Source organism: Candidatus Poriferisodalis sp., from assembly GCF_965262965.1.
Taxonomy (GTDB): domain Bacteria; phylum Actinomycetota; class Acidimicrobiia; order Acidimicrobiales; family Poriferisodalaceae; genus Poriferisodalis.
Window position 1 is genome coordinate 2,021,296 of record NZ_OZ253573.1, and the last position, 16,034, is coordinate 2,037,329.

The following is a 16,034-nucleotide window of genomic DNA, read 5'->3' on the forward strand; positions in this document are numbered from 1 at the left end:
GACGCTAACGCCCCGAGACGTCAATACGCGGAATAATTTCCTTGAGAAGAGATTCGGAATCCGTCATTATTCATTCGAGAACTCAATTGTCTGATGTTTTTCGCTTGAAAGATGTGTCAAGACGGACTGCACCGACTCGTCACTCGCGGTCGAACGAGATGCCTAGTTGCGGCGAGCCTGGGAGTACGGGATGTCCTTGACGTCGTCGGGCTCTTTGGGAAGGCCGAGCACTCGCTCGCCGATGATGTTGCGCTGGATCTCGTCGGTACCGCCCGCGATCGACATAGCCGGAGTTGACAGCAGCACCTCTGAGACCATGCCAGCGGCGTTGGTGTCAGGCCCGACGAGCATGCCCATCGGCCCGGCGATCAGCGTGTGGGCCTCGTGACAAGCACGGGCAGTGACTGACATGTTCAGCTTGGTGAGCGAACCCTCCGGGCCTGGCGGCTTGCCAGCGGCGCGGGATGCCCGGGCGCGCTGCATGGTCCAAGATGAGATCCGGCGCAGCGTCTCGGTGCGGGCGATCTGCTGGCGCACCAGAGGATCGGTCAAACGACCGGTCCGCTGCGCCTCGGGGATGACAAGGTTGGCCCGCCCTGCCCGCTGCGGGTACCACTTGTAGGTGGCGAAGTATTCATCGCTCTCGCGCTTGGCCTGTTCGACCGTCGGACCGCCGTCAGCCGGGTAGCGGGGGCGGCGGGTCGCCACAGCGGAGCGCTCGTGCGCCAGCGTCGTGAGCCCGATGCGCCAGCCGTCGCCGGGGCCGCCAACCATCTCGTCGTGCGGTACCCGGGCATCGTGGAAGAACACCTCGTTGAACGTGGCGTGGCCGTTCATCTGCCGCAGCGGCCGCACCTCGACGCCGTCTTGTTGCATGGGCAGCAGGAAGTACGAGATGCCCTGGTGCTTGGGAACCTCCCAGTTGGTGCGCGCCATGAGAATGCCGAACTTCGCCTTGTGGGCACCCGAGTTCCAGACCTTCTGGCCGTTGACGATCCATTCGTCCCCGTCGCGGTCCGCCCGGGTCACGAGCCCCGCCAGATCTGAGCCGTTGGTGGGCTCGGAGAACAGCTGGCACCACTTGTTCTCCCCGGTGAGGATCGGGCGCAGATGGCGGCGCTTCAGCTCGTCGCTGGCATGGGCCAACAGCGTCGGCGCCACCAGGTACATGCTGACCCCAGCCGCGACGCCGACCGCGCCGACGGCCTCGAATTCCTTGGCAACCACCGCGTCCATCGACGGCGGCAGACCCCGTCCGTGCCACTGCGTCGGCCATGACGGGGTGCCCCAGCCGGTGTCCGCCAGCAGGTTGCGCCATTCGGCGAGCGGCCGTTCCCGATCCCAATGCTCTCCGAGCCAAGTCCGGGCTTCGTCACGTACCTCGTTGGCACTGCGCATACGCCGAGCGTAGAACTGTCTCGCCAACTGCGCCCGCGGCAGCGCAACAACAAGCTCCGTTTGCGCACGGTGCCGATACGCCTCCCTATGCGTGTTATGTATAAATAGTCCACCGTTATGTGGCGATTAATATTCGTTGTCTCATAACGAATAGCTGAGTAGTATCACGCGTGTGATCTACGAGGTACCAGAAATGACCGCGGCGGATGCCGCAGTTGCGGACGAGATAGAAGGCCTGCGGGAACAGCTGCGGCCATACCTGCGCATGCGACGACGCTGGTACGGGACGCTTCGACGCGCGCAGTTCGCGCGTGCCGTGCAGGGCTCGAATTCGATCGAGGGCTACCACGCGAGTGTCGAGGATGCGGCGGCAGTCATCGACCACGATGCGCCCTTCGCGGACGTGTCCGAAGACACGATCAGCGCAGTCGCGGGCTACCGCGACGCCATGACCTATGCGTTGCAACTCGCGGCCGGCGTGTCTCCGCCAGATCGATTCCGCGAACGGTCCGCGCACGACTCGCCAAGTCCGGAATCGTCAGCCGCCGCACCGCTGCCGATCGACTTCTCCACCCTGCGGTCACTTCATTTCATGATGATCAAGCACGACCTCGCCCACAACCCGGGTCAGCTGCGTCCGGGTGCGATCTGGGTGGCAGATTCCGACGGTGAGTCTGTCTACGACGCCCCAGAACGCAATCTCGTCGACGCGCTGCTCGGTGAGTTCTTCGAACAATGTGCGAACCTCACGGGCGACGAAACCGTACCAGCGATGGTCACAGCGGCCATGGCGCATCTCAATTTGGTGCTGATTCATCCTTTCAGCGACGGAAACGGTCGCATGGCACGCTGCGTGCAGACGCTGATGCTCGCTGCATCTGCCGTGCGGGACAACGACCCACTCGCACCCGAGTTTCTCAGCATCGAGGAGTACCTCGGCCACAACACGCTGAGCTACTACGCGGCCCTGAGTGCAGTCGCCGCGGGTCAATGGTCACCGGAGCGCAGCGCCCGCCCATGGATCGAGTTCTGCCTGACGGCGCATCTCCGCCAGGCGCGCACGGTGCTGCGTCGAGTTCTCGAATACGAATCGTTGTGGGACGTGTGCAGCCAACTTGCGCAGCAGCGCGGAGTGCCCGAACGAGCCGTGGGCACACTCTGCGACGCGGCTCGAGGCTGGACCGTGCGCCGATCTCTCTACCTCATCCGCACCGAGACAACGAACGGCGAACCGATCAGCGATGGGATGGCGTCACGGGATCTCCAGTCGATGGCGCGGTCGGGGTTGCTGACGCCGGTCGGTGACAAGCGCGGGCGTCGCTACCGCCCTTCCGACGAGCTCGTGGACATCTGGCACCAGATTCGCGGCATGCGGCTCGCACGAGATGACGCTGATCCATATGTCGTCGCGCAGTCAGCTGCTCACCCGCAGCTCTTCTAGACGCGATCCCCTCTCGACCAAGCCGCCCGGCAGGCTCGTTTCGACGAGCCGCATGTGTCGGGTGCTGGGGTTACTTTGAGCCGATGGACTTGGGGCTGGCAGGCAAACGCGCTGTGATCACGGGCGCATCGAAGGGCATCGGGCTGGGCTGCGCTGTGGCGCTGGCTCGCGAGGGTTGCCATGTTGCGCTCGCCGCTCGGTCGGCTGATGTGCTGGCGACCGCCGCTAGGGAGGTGCAAGCAGCCGCGCCAAAGGCGTCCGTCACGACGCACGCAGTGGACCTGTCCACGACGCAGGGACGGCGCGCGCTGCTGGCCGAGACCGGCTGCGACGGCGAAGCCGCTGGCGGCAGCCTCGTCGACATCTGGGTGAACAACGCCGGGGCCATTCCGGGCGGCGACATCGTGACCGTCGACGACACGACGTGGCGAGACGCGTGGGACCTCAAGGTCTTCGGCTACATCGAGTTGTGCCGGGCCGTGCTTCCGCAGATGAGTGCCCGCGGCAACGGCGTGATCGTCAACGTCATCGGCGCGGCGTCGCTGCGTCCGCAGCCGTCCTACATCGCCGGTGCGGTCGGCAACAGCGGTCTTGTGGCGATGACCGCGGCACTGGGCAGCCGGAGCCTGCGCGAGGGCGTCCGAGTTGTCGCAGTGAACCCCGGGCTCATCATCACCGACCGCATGGGCGACCTTCTTCGCCGCCAGGCTGTCGACGAATGGGGAGACGAGTCCCGCTGGGAAGAGCTGATCCCGGCCGATCCCGCACCTGGCACTGTCGAACAAGTGGCTGATGTGGTCGCCTTCCTGGCATCAGATCGGGCCGGCCACGTCAGCGGCACCTCGATCACCATCGACGGCGGCGCAACAGCTCGCTGACGGTGCAGCATCAGCCCTCAACGATCGAACACGGTCGGTGGCGGGACTGCTCGTCAGGTCCGCGTCCACACGCTGACCATCGCGTCCGTGCCGCTGCGGCCTGGTCACTAGTGTCCCGCGACAACCGACGCGAGCGAGGTTGCCGGCCATGGACGTGCCCGACTTCAGGACAGTGACGGTCGAAGCGCTGGCGGCGATGGTGCGAGACCGGACGCTCACCGCTGCCGCAGTGACCGAGCACGCACTCGAACGCATCGAAGCGTTGAACCCGATCCTCAACGCGTTCGTGGCCATCGACGCCACGGCTGCTCGATCCCAAGCCGCTGCCATCGATGAACGCCTCGATACCGGTGAGGAGGTGGGAGTGCTGGCGGGCATTCCGATCGGCATCAAGGATCTGGCCGACGCCGCCGGGTTCGTCACCACTCGCGGAGCCATGCACCTGCGCGACACCCCGTCGGTCACCGCCGACTCCACCGAGGTGGCGCGTTTGCGGGCTGCGGACGCCGTCATCGTCGGCAAGACGAACACGCCCGAGTTCGGCTGCATGGGCGACACGTACAACCCGGTGTTCGGAGCGACGTGGAACCCCTGGAACCTGAGCCGTTCGCCCGGGGGTTCGTCAGGGGGCACCGGCGCCGCGATTGCGTCGGGCATGGTGCCGGTCGGCACCGGTTCCGACGGGGGCGGCTCCATCCGAATTCCCTCGGCGATGTGCGGCCTGTCGGGCATCAAGACGAGCCAGGGACGCGTGCCGAGCGGGCCGCCGCCGCCGGGACTGCTCGACCTGTCGTGCGTGGGGCCGATGGCTCGCCGCATTCGCGACGTGGCCTACTGCCTCGACGCAGTGGTGGGCCCCCATCCGTCCGATCTCCGCAGCCTGCCGGCACCGACGGAGTCGTGGCGCGGGGCGCTGGACGATCCCCCGCTGCCGAAGCGTGTGCTCTGGGTTCCCGCGTTCGACGGCAACCCGGTGGACGCTGAGATCCTGGCCAGCTGTGCCGCTGCGGTCGAGCTGCTCGCTGCGGAGGGCGTCGAGGTAGTCGAGATGGGGACGCTGTTCGACACGGTCTCGGGGGCGTTTCTGCCGCTCTTTCTGGGCGGGCTGATCGGGCCGGCGTTTCGGCCCCTATACGGAACGCCCGCGTGGGATGACGTCACCGACGTGCTCGCCGTGGCGTTGGAAGAAGCTTTCGCGCGGGTGACGGTGGACACGGTGGCAGCGGCTCGCCAGCAAGCCGCCGAGCTGTCGATGCAGCTCGGCGAGGTGATGGCTGGGTTCGACGCAATGCTCTCGCCGACGATGGCGGGCCAGACGCCCGTTGTCGGCGGGGACGGGACCATCAACGGCATCGAGACGGAGAATTGGATCCGCTTCACGCCGCTTGCCAACCTCACGCGGCGCCCTGCAGGAACGGTGTGCTGCGGCTTCACTGACGACGGCATGCCCATCGGCCTGCAGGTGCTCGGCCATCAAGTCGACGACATCGGCGTGCTGCAGACGCTTGCTGTGCTGGAGGATCTGGGGGGTCTCGACCCGATCGCGCCGGAGATCGCCTCTGCCTCAGACTGAATTGCCGGAGCACGTCGCTTCGGGGCGGGGGGTTACGTTGGGCCGGTGGACGCCGACGAGGTGACCGAGTTGCTGGGCCTCACTCCACTTGCGAGCGAAGGCGGCCAGTGGGCCCAGACCTGGCGAGACGAACATTCGTCTGCCATCTACTTCCTGATGCAGCCCGACGACTTTTCTGCCCTGCATCGTCTCGGCGGCGTCGAGCTCTGGCATCACTACGCCGGAGCGCCCGTCGAGATGCTGCTGCTGGAACCCGATGGCGGCGTCGAGCGTCCGATGCTCGGTGACGACTTGGCCGGTGGACAGCGGCCCGTCCTCGCAGTCGGGCCCGGTGTCTGGATGGCGGCGGGAACTACGGGCGACTGGTCGCTTGTCGGCACGACGATGGCGCCCGCATTCTCCGATGCCGGTTTCGAGCTTGGCGAGCGGGATGCGCTTGTTGCCGCCTACCCGCAGGCGGCCTCCGACATCGCACGCTTCACGCGAATGGAGACCGACTATGGCTGATCACGACGATCTTCGGGCGCCAGCGGACCTGCTGCGACTGGACGGCCGCGTCATCGTGGTGACCGGCGCTGGTGGCGGAGTCGGCACTGGCATCGCCCAGCGCCTCGCAGCGGCCGGTGCAACGGTGGTGGCGCACACGCGGTCGTCGCCAGTCGACCATCTGGTTGATGCCGCCGGCAACCCCGTTACCTCGGTCGAGGCGGATCTGCTCGCCCCCGATGCTCCGCAGCGCATCGTTGCCGCTGCGATCGATCATCACGGCCGCATCGACGGTTTGGTCAACAACGCCGCCATCGCAAACGTTGCACCGTTCGCGGAGCTGACCGACGACCTCTGGTCCGAGATGATCGATGTCAACCTCAACGCGACGCACCGGCTGACCCAGGCCGCCGTCCGCGCGATGCAGACGCAGGGCTCCGGCGGCGCCATCGTGCACATTGCGTCGATCGATGGACATCAGCCCGACGAGGGAACCGGGCACTACTCCACTTCCAAGGCCGGGCTGCTGATGCATGCCCGGGCCGCAGCTGCTGCCTACGGCCCCGACGGGATCCGCGTGAACAGCATCTCGCCGGGTCTTATTGACCGCCCCAGCCTCGCCGACGACTGGCCCGATGGCGTGTCCCGCTGGCACGCAGCGACACCGCTCGGCAGGCTTGGAACGGCCGCTGACGTGGGCGATGCATGTGTGTTCCTGTGCTCGGACCTGGCGAGATGGATCACCGGAATCGCTCTCATTGTGGACGGCGGCGTGATGACGCGGCCGACGTGGTGATTCATCGAGCCGGCGGCGCGTAGATCAGGCCGCCTTCGGTCCACAGCGCGTTGGGTGTGCCGGCTCGGCTCAGTCCGACCGGGACGAGATGCCGGTCGTAGATCTCGCCGTAGTTGCCAACCTGGCGCACAACGTCATAGAACGCGTCGGGGCGCAGGCCCATGCGGGTCTGCAGCTCGCCGACTCCGCCCAGCAGGCGGACCGCTTCGGTGTCGAGGCGGCCGCTGCGGGCCAGATCGTCCACATTGGCCGACGTGATGCCCTTCTCGTCAAAGATGATCGTGGCGTACACGGTCCAGTTGACGACATCGCCGAACTCGGACTGATTCGGGAGGTACACGGGGCCGAGCGGCTCCTTCGAGAACGGTGACGACGGGAAGATCGCCCATTCCTGGTCGCCCTGCTGGCGTGCTCGACGGCCGACGAGCCCAGAGCCGTCGGTTGTCATCACGTCGCAGGCGCCAGTGATGAAGTTGTCAGTGATGATGTCGAGGTCCTCGAACGTCCGCAGATTGATCTCGATGCCGGCGGCATCGGCAGCATCGGCGATGTTCTTCTCGGTCGTGGTGCCGGCGGTCGCGCAAACGGTCGCCCCAGCGACATCTGCGACCGTCGAATCTGACGTGAATCCGTCGCTCGTACGAGCCATGATCTGTTGGCCGTCGTAGAACGTGACTGGCGCAAAATCGAAGCCCAACGCCGTGTCGCGGCTCTGCGTCCACGTCGTGTTGCGCACCAGCACGTCGATGTCGCCGCTCTGCAAGGCCGTGAAGCGCTCTGCGGACGTCAGCGGCACGAAGTTGACGGCTTCGGCGTCGCCCAGGATGGCAATGCCCAGCGCCCGGCAGTAATCGGCGTCAAAGCCTGTGGTGCTGCCGTCGGGCTGCGTTTCTGAGAACGCCACGGCCGCCCCGTACACCCCGCAATTCAGGACGCCACGGGCGACCACGACGTCGAGCAGGTTGTTGTCCTGCGTGGCTTGTACCAGAACCGCGTCAGTTGCCGTTGCATCCAAGCCTTCGGACGCGGCCGTGCCCTCAGGGTCAATCTGTCCTGCGGAAGCGCAGCCTGCGGCCAGCAGTCCAACGACGGCGGCGGCGGCGACTCTTCGACTCGAAGCACGCATTCGCGTAACACCCCCTTGGTGAACTGCTGTGAAGACAACGTGCACTCCAAGAGCGCACACCAAGAGCATGGATCACAGATGCATGCATCACAAATACGGAGAAATCACCATGAACACACCACATCGCTCGCAGGATCGAACCGGCGACGGACTGCTCGCACTTGCAGTGGCCCTCGCCGGCTGCCTGCTGCTCATCAGTTGGACATTTCCCTCGTGACGCGAGGCGTCGCGGCTGACGTCACGCAGAGACACAGACAACGCGGGTCGTGAAAGGGTCGGACGCGCGCGGACATGACAGCCATGATGGCTGTTCGCATGCTGGGTGCCCATGACCAGGATTGGTTCCGCGGCGTCTACGCCGAGACGTACAGGCCGCTGCTGGCGTACGCCCGACGTCGGGTGGACCGCGCGACCGCCGACGAAGTCGTCGCAGAGACGTTCCTGACCGCGTGGCGCAGGCGCGACGACGTCCCTGACGGCAGCGAGCGGCTCTGGCTGTTCGGCGTGGCACGAAACGTCGTCCGCAATGCCTCACGTTCGAACCGGCGGCGCCGGGCTGCGCAGGACCGGCTGCGCATCGTCGCCCCTGCAGAGTCGGTGGATCCCGTCGCCTTCGAGACCGACGAGCGCGCCGCACTGCTGCGGACAGCACTTGCCGCACTTCCCGTGTCCGACCGCGAGATCCTCATGCTCGTGGCTTGGGAAGAGCTCTCTCACGCCGAGATCGCACAGACCCTCGACATATCGGCCAACGCTGTGGCGATCCGCATACACCGGGCGCGCAAGCGGCTCAGCGCCGGCATCGATCAGCTGGCGGCCGGCGACGCCGTGGTGAAAGAGCTGCGCCCGCTTGGACATACAGACGGAAAGCGGGCCGACCAACATCAGCCCGACGAGCAGCGGCCCGATTCGGACCTCGACGATTCATCAAGGAGAGCGCAATGACCGCCACCGACATACACGACGATCTCCTCGCAGAGCTGCGCCGCGCCAATCCCGTGCAGGCCCACACCCTCCCGTCAGCCGCTGATCCGGGGCCTGCGCGGACGCTGGACGCGATCTTCGCCGACGCCGACGCCCAAGCCCAAGCCCGGCCTCTGCCACGGCGCGAGCGGCGCTACGCCACGTCCTTCGCCGCAGACCGCCGCCCTCGCTGGATCGGCGCAGTGGCTGCGGCCGCCGCAATTGTGGTCGCAGCAGCAGCGGGGATCGTCCTCTTCGACACCGGCACCGGTCGCGACGCAACCGCAGCGGTGCATGACGCCGTGACAACCACCATCGCGGTCAGCGATTCGGCGCTCTGGGAGACGTCGATCACGTTCGACTTCGACGACTTCGACGAGCCATGGCAACTCGCCATTGCGGGCACCATGTCCAACGGAAACAGCGAGGTCAGGTGGCTCGAAACGCCTGGCGTACCAGACAGGGACATCCCCCCGATGGAAGCCCAGACCATGATCATCGTCGACGGCCAGGCATACCGCCTTGGCGCAGATGGAGCGTGGGAAGGGCCGACTCCTGCCTCGACAGCTCCAATCCAGTCCAATCTGACGTTCGGGGTGGCAATCGACGACCTCGGAGATCTCTACGACTTCACGACAGTTGGCGACGAGGAGCTCGACGGGATCGCCGTCGCTCACTATCGCACCACGACAACGCCTGTGGGCGCCGGTGCGGGCATGTTGATGACGCTCGGCATGGGCCTGATGGTCGCCGGTCAAGAGTCGATCGAGCAGCTCGACAGCGTCCAGCTCGACGTCTGGGTCGATGGCGACGACCTCATCCGCAGCGTGGGCTACAGCGCTACCATCGACGGCACGGGCACCTTCACGGTGGTCACCGACTGGAACGGCTTCGGCGAAGCCCCGCCGATCACGACTCCGGTCAACTGAGCCCACCTGGGTCCACTTGATTGCGGCTGATTAGGGCTCGTGCCGGATTGCCGACTCAGGGCTCGATCTCGGCGATGTCCACCGGACGGCGCTCGCGGGCCGATCGGGTTGCAGCTTCGGCGAGAAAGTTGTTGAACGATTCGCCGCCCTGCGCGAGCTGCAAGGCCCGGTCGCTGCCAGTCATCGTGATCAGTAAGAAGAGGTATTCGGCGGCATTCGTTCTATCCGCTTGCAAACGGAGCGAACCGCAAACGCGACAGCAGTCGCCGGTGGCACCGACCGTCGACGCGAGCAGACTTCGTAGCAGTGACCCAGGAGACAACTCATGCTCATTTCCAACCCCCGAGGGGGATACAGCTTCCTCACTGGCATTTCCCCGTTCTCCAGCGGGGTTGTTGCCCACAGCGGCCACGAGGTGGTGCACGCCACGCTGAGCGCACACTTGCCGTGGCGCGAGGGCTTCGAGCTGATCGACGCCCACCTGTCAGCTGTCGGACGGGAGCGTCAGGCGCTCTGCGCGATCGAGCTTCGCTGCACAACCCCGTACTCCATGGCGGGCTTCATCGAGTTCAACGCCGGCTACGTCGAGCTGGTGCGGTCATGGGACCTCTACGTCGACGAACACAACCCGTTGGCCCGCACCAATGTGGCCCCGGCCGAGCGTCCGCCTGCCGAGCCAGTGCTGCACGCCTTCTCCTACACCATCGAGGCGCCCGACGATGCGCTGACGACGTTCGTGGTGTCGGGCGCCGGCGAGATTCCCGAAGCAACACTCGATGACAACGCCATCGTCCGCAAAGGCGAGACCGGGCCCGAGGCCATGCGCGAAAAAGCCGGGCATGTGGTTGCCACCATGGGTTCGCGCCTCGCTGCCATGGGCGCCAGCTGGGATCTGGTCACCACTACCGACGTGTACACGGTGTTCATGCACGAGGGTCTGCTGGAGGACGCTGTCATCGGGGGTATGGGGCCAGCGACCCGCCACGGTCTGCGCTGGTACCGGTCGCGCCCCCCGGTCCACGACCTCGACTTCGAAATGGACGTCCGCAGCATCCGGCACGAGATATTGGTGTAAGGCGAACGCCTTATGGTGTTCGCCAACTCCGAGATCAGCGCTGTGATCAAGGACAACATGACGCTCCTTGTGACAGGAACGAGATCGAAGCAGCTTCTCGCAGCTGTGCTTGTGCTGTTGGCGGTTCTGGCCGGCGTCGCGTGCAGCTCGCAAGAGGCATCTCCGCCCGAGACGGCCGCGGCATCCGTGCCTGCGGGCGAACCGGCAACAACCGTTGCATCGTCGACGCCGACGTCTCTGCCGGAGCCGCGCCCGACTGCCCAGCCCGAACCCACCACTGCACCCAAGCAGATCGATGCCGCCGCGACGGATCTCGAGGGGCGCTGGGAGGGCGTCACTCGGATCGTGGCGCTGGGAGAGCTGCCCTTCGCCGTGACCTTCGCTGTGTCCGATGACGGGCTTGGGGCCTCCATGGACATCCAGGGCAATATCGGACTCGAATTGACCAACGTCACGCTCGACGGACAACGCATTCACTTCGAACTGGAGTCACCACTTGGGCTGGCCACCTGGGCCGGGGAAGTGCGTGACGGAGTGATCGACGGTGAATTCACGCAGGGTGAAGCACAGGGGATCTTCTGACTTGAGAGATCCGTCGAGGAGGAAACCTCAAGATTCCGCAGCGACGAAGTGATCTTTGCGAACGGCGAGATCATCTTGGCTGGTGAGGTGACTCTGCCGGACGGCGACGGGCCGTATCCAGCCGTCGTCCTCATCAGCGGCAGCGGCGATCAACTTCGCGATTCCGAGGTAGCCGGCTTCAAGATGTTCGCCGTGCTCGCCGACGAACTGGCCGAACGGGGCATCGCCTCACTGCGATTCGATGACCGTGGCGTCGGCGGCTCGGGGGGCGATGGTTTGGCCGCCACCATCGAGGACCGTGCCGCCGATGTCGAAGCAGCGCTCGAGCTGCTCCGATCCCGGGACGACATAAAGGCCGACAACATCGGCCTCGTCGGCCACAGCGAAGGCGGCATGGTTGCACCGTTTGTGGCCAACCGATCGGACGGCACGGCATTTGTCGCTCTCTTGGCCGCGCCTGCCGTGCCGGGCGCCGAACTGCTCAAGACGCAGCAGCTCGATCTTCTGGGGCTGGCCGGGGCCCCGCAGGACGAGATTGAGCAGTACCAGGAGCTGCAACGGTTGGTCTTCGAGGCGATAGCGACCGGGCAAGGCTGGGACCAGGTCACCGCAGCATCCCGAGCGTTGGCCCTCCAACAGGTGGAAGGACTGCCCGAAGGGACGCGCAACGCCTTAGGCGACATCGCCAATTACGTGGACGTCATCGTCAGCCAGGAGTTGACCGCTTGGCAGAGTCCGTGGTTCGCGTCGTTCGTGGACTACGACCCGAGCCCTGCCATTGCGGCCCTTCGCGTTCCCGTCATGGCGCTCTTTGGCGAGCTGGACACCCAAGTACGCTCCGACATCAATGCGACCGCAATCTCCGAGGCGATCGCAGCCGGAGACATCCCGGGCTACGCCATCGCAACGGTCTTCGGTGCAAACCACCTGTTCCAGGCAGCCTCCACGGGCAGCCCCGACGAGTACGACCTGCTGAGGCCCGAATTCGCCCCTGAATTCCTGGATTTCCTACTGCCATGGCTGACCGAGCAGGTCAGCCCACGGTAGGCAGCGCTCAGCTTCAACCTTCGGGTTCATCAACCACCCGAACACAACCGAAGTCAGTCTCGAACAACCGTTGCGCTACACGGTCAGCGCCGAGGCGAGCAGGGTTTGGGTGTAGGGGTGCTGTGGGTCGTCGAAGAGACCGCTGGCTGTTTGCTGCTCCACGATCCGGCCGGAGCGCATGACCGCGATGCGGTCTGCGAGGTGTCGGGCGACGCCGAGGTCGTGGGTGATGAAGAGGTAGGTGAGCCCGTGGTCAGCCTTGAGCTGCTGCAGCAGGTTCAGCACACCTGCCTGTACCGAGACGTCGAGCGAAGAGGTGGGTTCGTCGAAGATGATCATCGACGGCTCCAGGATCAGCGCGCGGGCGAGCACGACCCGTTGAGCTTGGCCGCCACTGAGTTCGTGGGGGAGGCGGTCGCGCATGGCCGGGCTCAGGTCGAGCGCGGCGATCATCTCGTTGGCGCGCTGTCGTCGCTGGGACCGGTCAAGGCTGGTATGCACGCGCAGCGGTTCTTCGACTTGGCTTCCGACACGTTGACGAGGATTGAGCGCGAGCAGCGGGTTCTGGGCAACCATCTGCATGCGGCTGCGCATCCGGCGCCGGGCCTGGCCCCGCAAGCCGACGAGCTCGGTGCCGCTGAAGCGAATGCTGCCGCCGGTGGGATGAATCAGGCCGACCACGGCCTCCGCGAGCGTGGACTTGCCTGCACCCGACTCCCCCACGACCGCGAGCGTCTCGCCCTCAAGTACTTCCAAGTCGAGATCGTCGATCACCGTGACCGACCGCTTGCGGCCTGCGGCTCTGGCGCCGAACTCGACGCGAAGGCCCTGCAGCGACAGCAGCGGGGTCACGTCGGCATCTTTGTGAGGACGCACGCTGCGGTGTGTCCGGGCTGCGCAGGGCGCAACGCAGGCTGGTCGGCGCGGCAGGCGTCGTGTGCGTAGAGGCAACGCGGCGCGAAGGCGCAGCCGGTGATCTCTGCGCGACCGTCAGGAACGCTCCCGGGAATCGACGCCAGTTCCCCGCCGACGGCCTCGGGTCGGGGAACGGACTCGAGCAACGCCTGCGTGTAGGGGTGAGTCGGGTTGCCGAGAACCTGGCTGGTGGTGCCCGTCTCGGCGATCCGGCCGGCATAGAGCACCATCACGCGGTCGCACACTCGTCGGATCGCAGCCAGATCGTGGCTGATGAGCACCACTGCGAGCTGAAGGCGGTCGCGAAGATCGGCGATGAGGTCCAGCACCTGCGCCTGGGTTGTGACGTCGAGCGCCGTGGTGGGTTCGTCGGCGATCAACAGCTGCGGCTGCTGGGCGAGAGCCAGGGCGATCACCGCCCGCTGTCTCATCCCGCCCGAGAACTCATGGGGATAGGCGTCCAGCAATCGCTCGGGCTCGGCAAGACCCACTTCGGCCAGCAGGCCGCACAGCACTTCAGGGGCGCGAGTTCCGGCGACAAGCTGGAGCTGCCGCCCGATGGTGAACACGGGATTCAGGGCAGCCCCCGGATTCTGGTAGACGAGCGAGGCCCCACCCTGCAGCGTGCCGTCAGTGGGTATCGCCTCACCGGAGAGACGCATCGCGCCGCTCACGGCCGCCGAGGCGGGAAGCAGTCCGAGCAGCGCTCGGAACAACACTGTCTTTCCGCAGCCAGACTCGCCGACAACTCCCAAGATCTCGCCTCGCTGTACCTGCAGCGACACCCCACGGACAGCGCGTACCGGTCCGGTGGGCGGGTTGAACGTGACATGCAGGTCGTCGACTTCCAGCAACGCCGTCATTGCTGGTCGCCTCGGGTGCGGGGATCGGTGACGTCTCGGATGACATCGCCGGCAAGGTTGAAGGCCATGGCCACGATCACGATGGCCACTCCGGCGAAGCCGGCTATCCACCATTGGCCCGACAGCACGTATTGGCGACCTTCGGAGATCATGGTTCCCCAGTCCGCTGTGGGTGGTCGGGGTCCCAGCCCGACGAAACTCAAGCCCGCTGCCGTGAGCACCGCCGCGCCCAGGTCGGCCGTCGCCTGCACCCATACGGGTGCCATGGCGTTGGGCACGATGTGCTTGGCGATGACGCGCCGGTTCGGAACACCGATGGCCCTTACCGCCTTGATGTAAGGCCGTTCTCGCAGACTCAGCACCTGCGAGCGGACGAGCCGCGCGTACCACGGCCACCACGAGATCGCGATGGCGATAATCGTGTTTCGCAGACTCGCGCCCAGAGCGGCCGCGACCAGCACGGCCAGCAGCAGCGGCGGGAACGCCAGAAACGTGTCGGTGATCCGCATCAGGACTTCGTCGACCCAGCGACCGAAGTACCCGGCAATCGCTCCCACCACCACACCAATCACGACCGACAGCACAACCACCCCAAGCGCCACCAGCAGCGCCGTGCGCGCCCCGAACAGCACTCGGGCAAGCACATCGCGGCCCAGATCGTCGGTGCCCATCCAGTGAGACCAGTTCGGACCCTGCAGCCGGACCGGCAGATCTGGGACGCCGCGGCCGGCTTCGGCATAGGGCGTCAGCCACGGGGCGAACACTGCCGCCAGCATGAACAGCACGACAATCACCGTCGCGGCCATACCCAACCGGCTTCGGACGAAGTGCCACAGCGCGCTTCCCGGTGCCGCAACCCGGCTACGGGCCCGCCGCAAGCCAGAAAGTCCGAACCGGCGGGCGGGCAACTGAGACTCGGCGTCCATCAGCTCAGCTCCACTCGCGGATCCAAGCGCGCCTGGACGAGATCCAACAACAGATTCACCAGCACATACACGACCGTGACGGCCAGCGCTGCCGCTGTGATGACAGGGAAGTCGACTCTCACGACCGCATCGGTGAGGTACTTGCCCACTCCTGGCCAGGCGAAAACGGTCTCCACCAAGAACGCGCTCGACACCGAATACGCAAACGTCAACCCCAGCACCGTCAGTGCTGGCAGCACGGCGTTCTTCAGGGCGAGGCGGCCGAGCACGGTGCGCCGCGGGATCTGGGCCACCGTGGCGGCCTCGATGTAGTCGCTGCCGAGCACTTCGAGCATCGAGCCCCGGATCAGGCGAATCGTCAGACCGAGGGGATAGGCGGCCATCACCAAGACCGGCAGCACCAGATGAACTATCACGTCCGCGAAGTTCGACAAACTGCCCGACAGCACCGAGTCGATCACATAGAAACCCGTCACCTCATCGAAACTCACCGATGCGTCGGTACGGCCTGCAAGCGGCAGCCATCCCAGCTTCGATGCAAACAGCAGCTGCAGCAGAAGAGCGCTCCAGAACACCGGCATCGACACGCCCGTCACCGCGAACAGGCGAATGGACGTGTCGCTCAGGCGGCTTTGACGGGCCGCTGCCATGACCCCAGCCGGGATCCCCACGACCATCGACAGGACAGTTGCCGCGAAGGCCAACTCCAGGGTCGCCGGCAGGAATCTGCGCAGGTCCGCTGCGATGGGTCTGCGGGTGGCGAAGGACACCCCCAGGTCGCCCCGCACGAGGTCCCCCAGGTACGACACGTACTGCGACACCACATGGGCATCCAGGTTCAGGTCCTGTCGCACCTGTTCGACCTGCTCTGGTCGGGCCCGCGCACCGGCGTAGAGCTGGGCCGGATCAGATGGGACGAGTCTCGAGATCACGAACGTGATCGTGACGACACCCAGGATGACAAGCAGGCTTGTCACTGCTCGACGCGTCAGGTATCTGGCCCCGACGCTTCTGCGGCTCACGGCGTTCGCTGCAC

Annotated in this window: 17 protein-coding genes; 10 read left to right on the top strand and 7 right to left on the bottom strand. The window is 65.9% G+C overall.

Annotated elements, in window-relative coordinates; genetic code table 11:
• Positions 1–162 precede the first annotated feature (162 nt).
• Positions 163–1,398: an acyl-CoA dehydrogenase family protein gene (locus ACQY5K_RS09695; protein WP_428122476.1), complete on the bottom strand. Its 1,236-nt coding sequence runs from the start codon at positions 1,396–1,398 to the stop codon at positions 163–165.
• 172 nt (positions 1,399–1,570) lie between these two features.
• Between ACQY5K_RS09695 and ACQY5K_RS09700 the strand changes: the two genes are divergently transcribed.
• The 5 genes from ACQY5K_RS09700 (at position 1,571) to ACQY5K_RS09720 (ending at position 6,572) form a co-directional block, all read left to right on the top strand.
• Positions 1,571–2,839, top strand: a complete 1,269-nt coding sequence (locus ACQY5K_RS09700; RefSeq protein ID WP_428122478.1) for a Fic family protein — start codon at positions 1,571–1,573, stop codon at positions 2,837–2,839.
• An 83-nt stretch (positions 2,840–2,922) separates the two neighbouring features.
• Positions 2,923–3,717: a short-chain dehydrogenase/reductase gene (locus tag ACQY5K_RS09705; protein ID WP_428122481.1), complete on the top strand. Its 795-nt coding sequence runs from the start codon at positions 2,923–2,925 to the stop codon at positions 3,715–3,717.
• A gap of 148 nt (positions 3,718–3,865) precedes the next feature.
• Positions 3,866–5,290 carry an amidase gene (locus ACQY5K_RS09710; RefSeq protein WP_428122483.1) on the top strand — a complete coding sequence of 475 codons (1,425 nt, stop codon included), beginning with the start codon at positions 3,866–3,868 and terminating at the stop codon, positions 5,288–5,290.
• A 45-nt stretch (positions 5,291–5,335) separates the two neighbouring features.
• A complete protein-coding gene (locus ACQY5K_RS09715) occupies positions 5,336–5,797 on the top strand; it encodes a cupin domain-containing protein (protein ID WP_428122486.1) in 462 nt (153 codons plus the stop codon).
• Positions 5,790–6,572 carry an SDR family NAD(P)-dependent oxidoreductase gene (locus ACQY5K_RS09720; protein ID WP_428122488.1) on the top strand — a complete coding sequence of 261 codons (783 nt, stop codon included), beginning with the start codon at positions 5,790–5,792 and terminating at the stop codon, positions 6,570–6,572. Before ACQY5K_RS09715 ends, ACQY5K_RS09720 begins: the two co-directional genes overlap by 8 nt.
• 1 nt (position 6,573) lies before the next feature.
• Here the strand turns inward: ACQY5K_RS09720 and ACQY5K_RS09725 are convergent, their stop codons facing one another.
• Positions 6,574–7,698, bottom strand: coding sequence for an amino acid ABC transporter substrate-binding protein (locus ACQY5K_RS09725; protein ID WP_428122490.1), 1,125 nt, complete (start codon positions 7,696–7,698; stop codon positions 6,574–6,576).
• A gap of 291 nt (positions 7,699–7,989) precedes the next feature.
• Between ACQY5K_RS09725 and ACQY5K_RS09730 the strand changes: the two genes are divergently transcribed.
• Both ACQY5K_RS09730 and ACQY5K_RS09735 read left to right on the top strand, forming a co-directional pair.
• Positions 7,990–8,643, top strand: a complete 654-nt coding sequence (locus tag ACQY5K_RS09730) for an RNA polymerase sigma factor (RefSeq protein WP_428122492.1) — start codon at positions 7,990–7,992, stop codon at positions 8,641–8,643.
• A complete protein-coding gene (locus ACQY5K_RS09735) occupies positions 8,640–9,590 on the top strand; it encodes a hypothetical protein (RefSeq protein ID WP_428122494.1) in 951 nt (316 codons plus the stop codon). Before ACQY5K_RS09730 ends, ACQY5K_RS09735 begins: the two co-directional genes overlap by 4 nt.
• Before the next feature lie 55 nt (positions 9,591–9,645).
• On the opposite strand, the gene ACQY5K_RS09740 is transcribed toward ACQY5K_RS09735, so the two are convergent.
• Positions 9,646–9,774 (bottom strand): hypothetical protein, encoded by a 129-nt coding sequence (locus ACQY5K_RS09740; protein ID WP_428122496.1) that lies wholly within the window; start codon positions 9,772–9,774, stop codon positions 9,646–9,648.
• Between the two features lie 141 nt (positions 9,775–9,915).
• Between ACQY5K_RS09740 and cnbZ the strand changes: the two genes are divergently transcribed.
• From cnbZ to ACQY5K_RS09755, 3 genes are read left to right on the top strand one after another with little or no spacing between them, the layout of a single operon-like run.
• Positions 9,916–10,665 (top strand): 2-amino-5-chloromuconate deaminase CnbZ, encoded by a 750-nt coding sequence (cnbZ, locus tag ACQY5K_RS09745; protein WP_428122498.1) that lies wholly within the window; start codon positions 9,916–9,918, stop codon positions 10,663–10,665.
• 12 nt (positions 10,666–10,677) lie between these two features.
• Positions 10,678–11,247: a hypothetical protein gene (locus ACQY5K_RS09750; RefSeq protein ID WP_428122500.1), complete on the top strand. Its 570-nt coding sequence runs from the start codon at positions 10,678–10,680 to the stop codon at positions 11,245–11,247.
• Positions 11,248–11,295: 48 nt separating this feature from the next.
• Positions 11,296–12,294: an alpha/beta hydrolase family protein gene (locus ACQY5K_RS09755; protein ID WP_428122502.1), complete on the top strand. Its 999-nt coding sequence runs from the start codon at positions 11,296–11,298 to the stop codon at positions 12,292–12,294.
• Between the two features lie 75 nt (positions 12,295–12,369).
• Here the strand turns inward: ACQY5K_RS09755 and ACQY5K_RS09760 are convergent, their stop codons facing one another.
• Genes ACQY5K_RS09760 through ACQY5K_RS09775 form a run of 4 tightly spaced genes read right to left on the bottom strand, consistent with a single transcriptional unit; the run spans position 12,370 to position 16,020 of the window.
• A complete protein-coding gene (locus tag ACQY5K_RS09760; RefSeq protein WP_428122504.1) occupies positions 12,370–13,146 on the bottom strand; it encodes an ABC transporter ATP-binding protein in 777 nt (258 codons plus the stop codon).
• Positions 13,143–14,072 carry an ABC transporter ATP-binding protein gene (locus ACQY5K_RS09765; RefSeq protein WP_428122507.1) on the bottom strand — a complete coding sequence of 310 codons (930 nt, stop codon included), beginning with the start codon at positions 14,070–14,072 and terminating at the stop codon, positions 13,143–13,145. The genes ACQY5K_RS09760 and ACQY5K_RS09765 overlap by 4 nt, the downstream gene beginning before the upstream one ends.
• Positions 14,069–14,950 (bottom strand): ABC transporter permease, encoded by an 882-nt coding sequence (locus ACQY5K_RS09770; protein ID WP_428122625.1) that lies wholly within the window; start codon positions 14,948–14,950, stop codon positions 14,069–14,071. The genes ACQY5K_RS09765 and ACQY5K_RS09770 overlap by 4 nt, the downstream gene beginning before the upstream one ends.
• A gap of 47 nt (positions 14,951–14,997) precedes the next feature.
• Positions 14,998–16,020 carry an ABC transporter permease gene (locus tag ACQY5K_RS09775; RefSeq protein ID WP_428122509.1) on the bottom strand — a complete coding sequence of 341 codons (1,023 nt, stop codon included), beginning with the start codon at positions 16,018–16,020 and terminating at the stop codon, positions 14,998–15,000.
• Positions 16,021–16,034 lie beyond the last annotated feature (14 nt).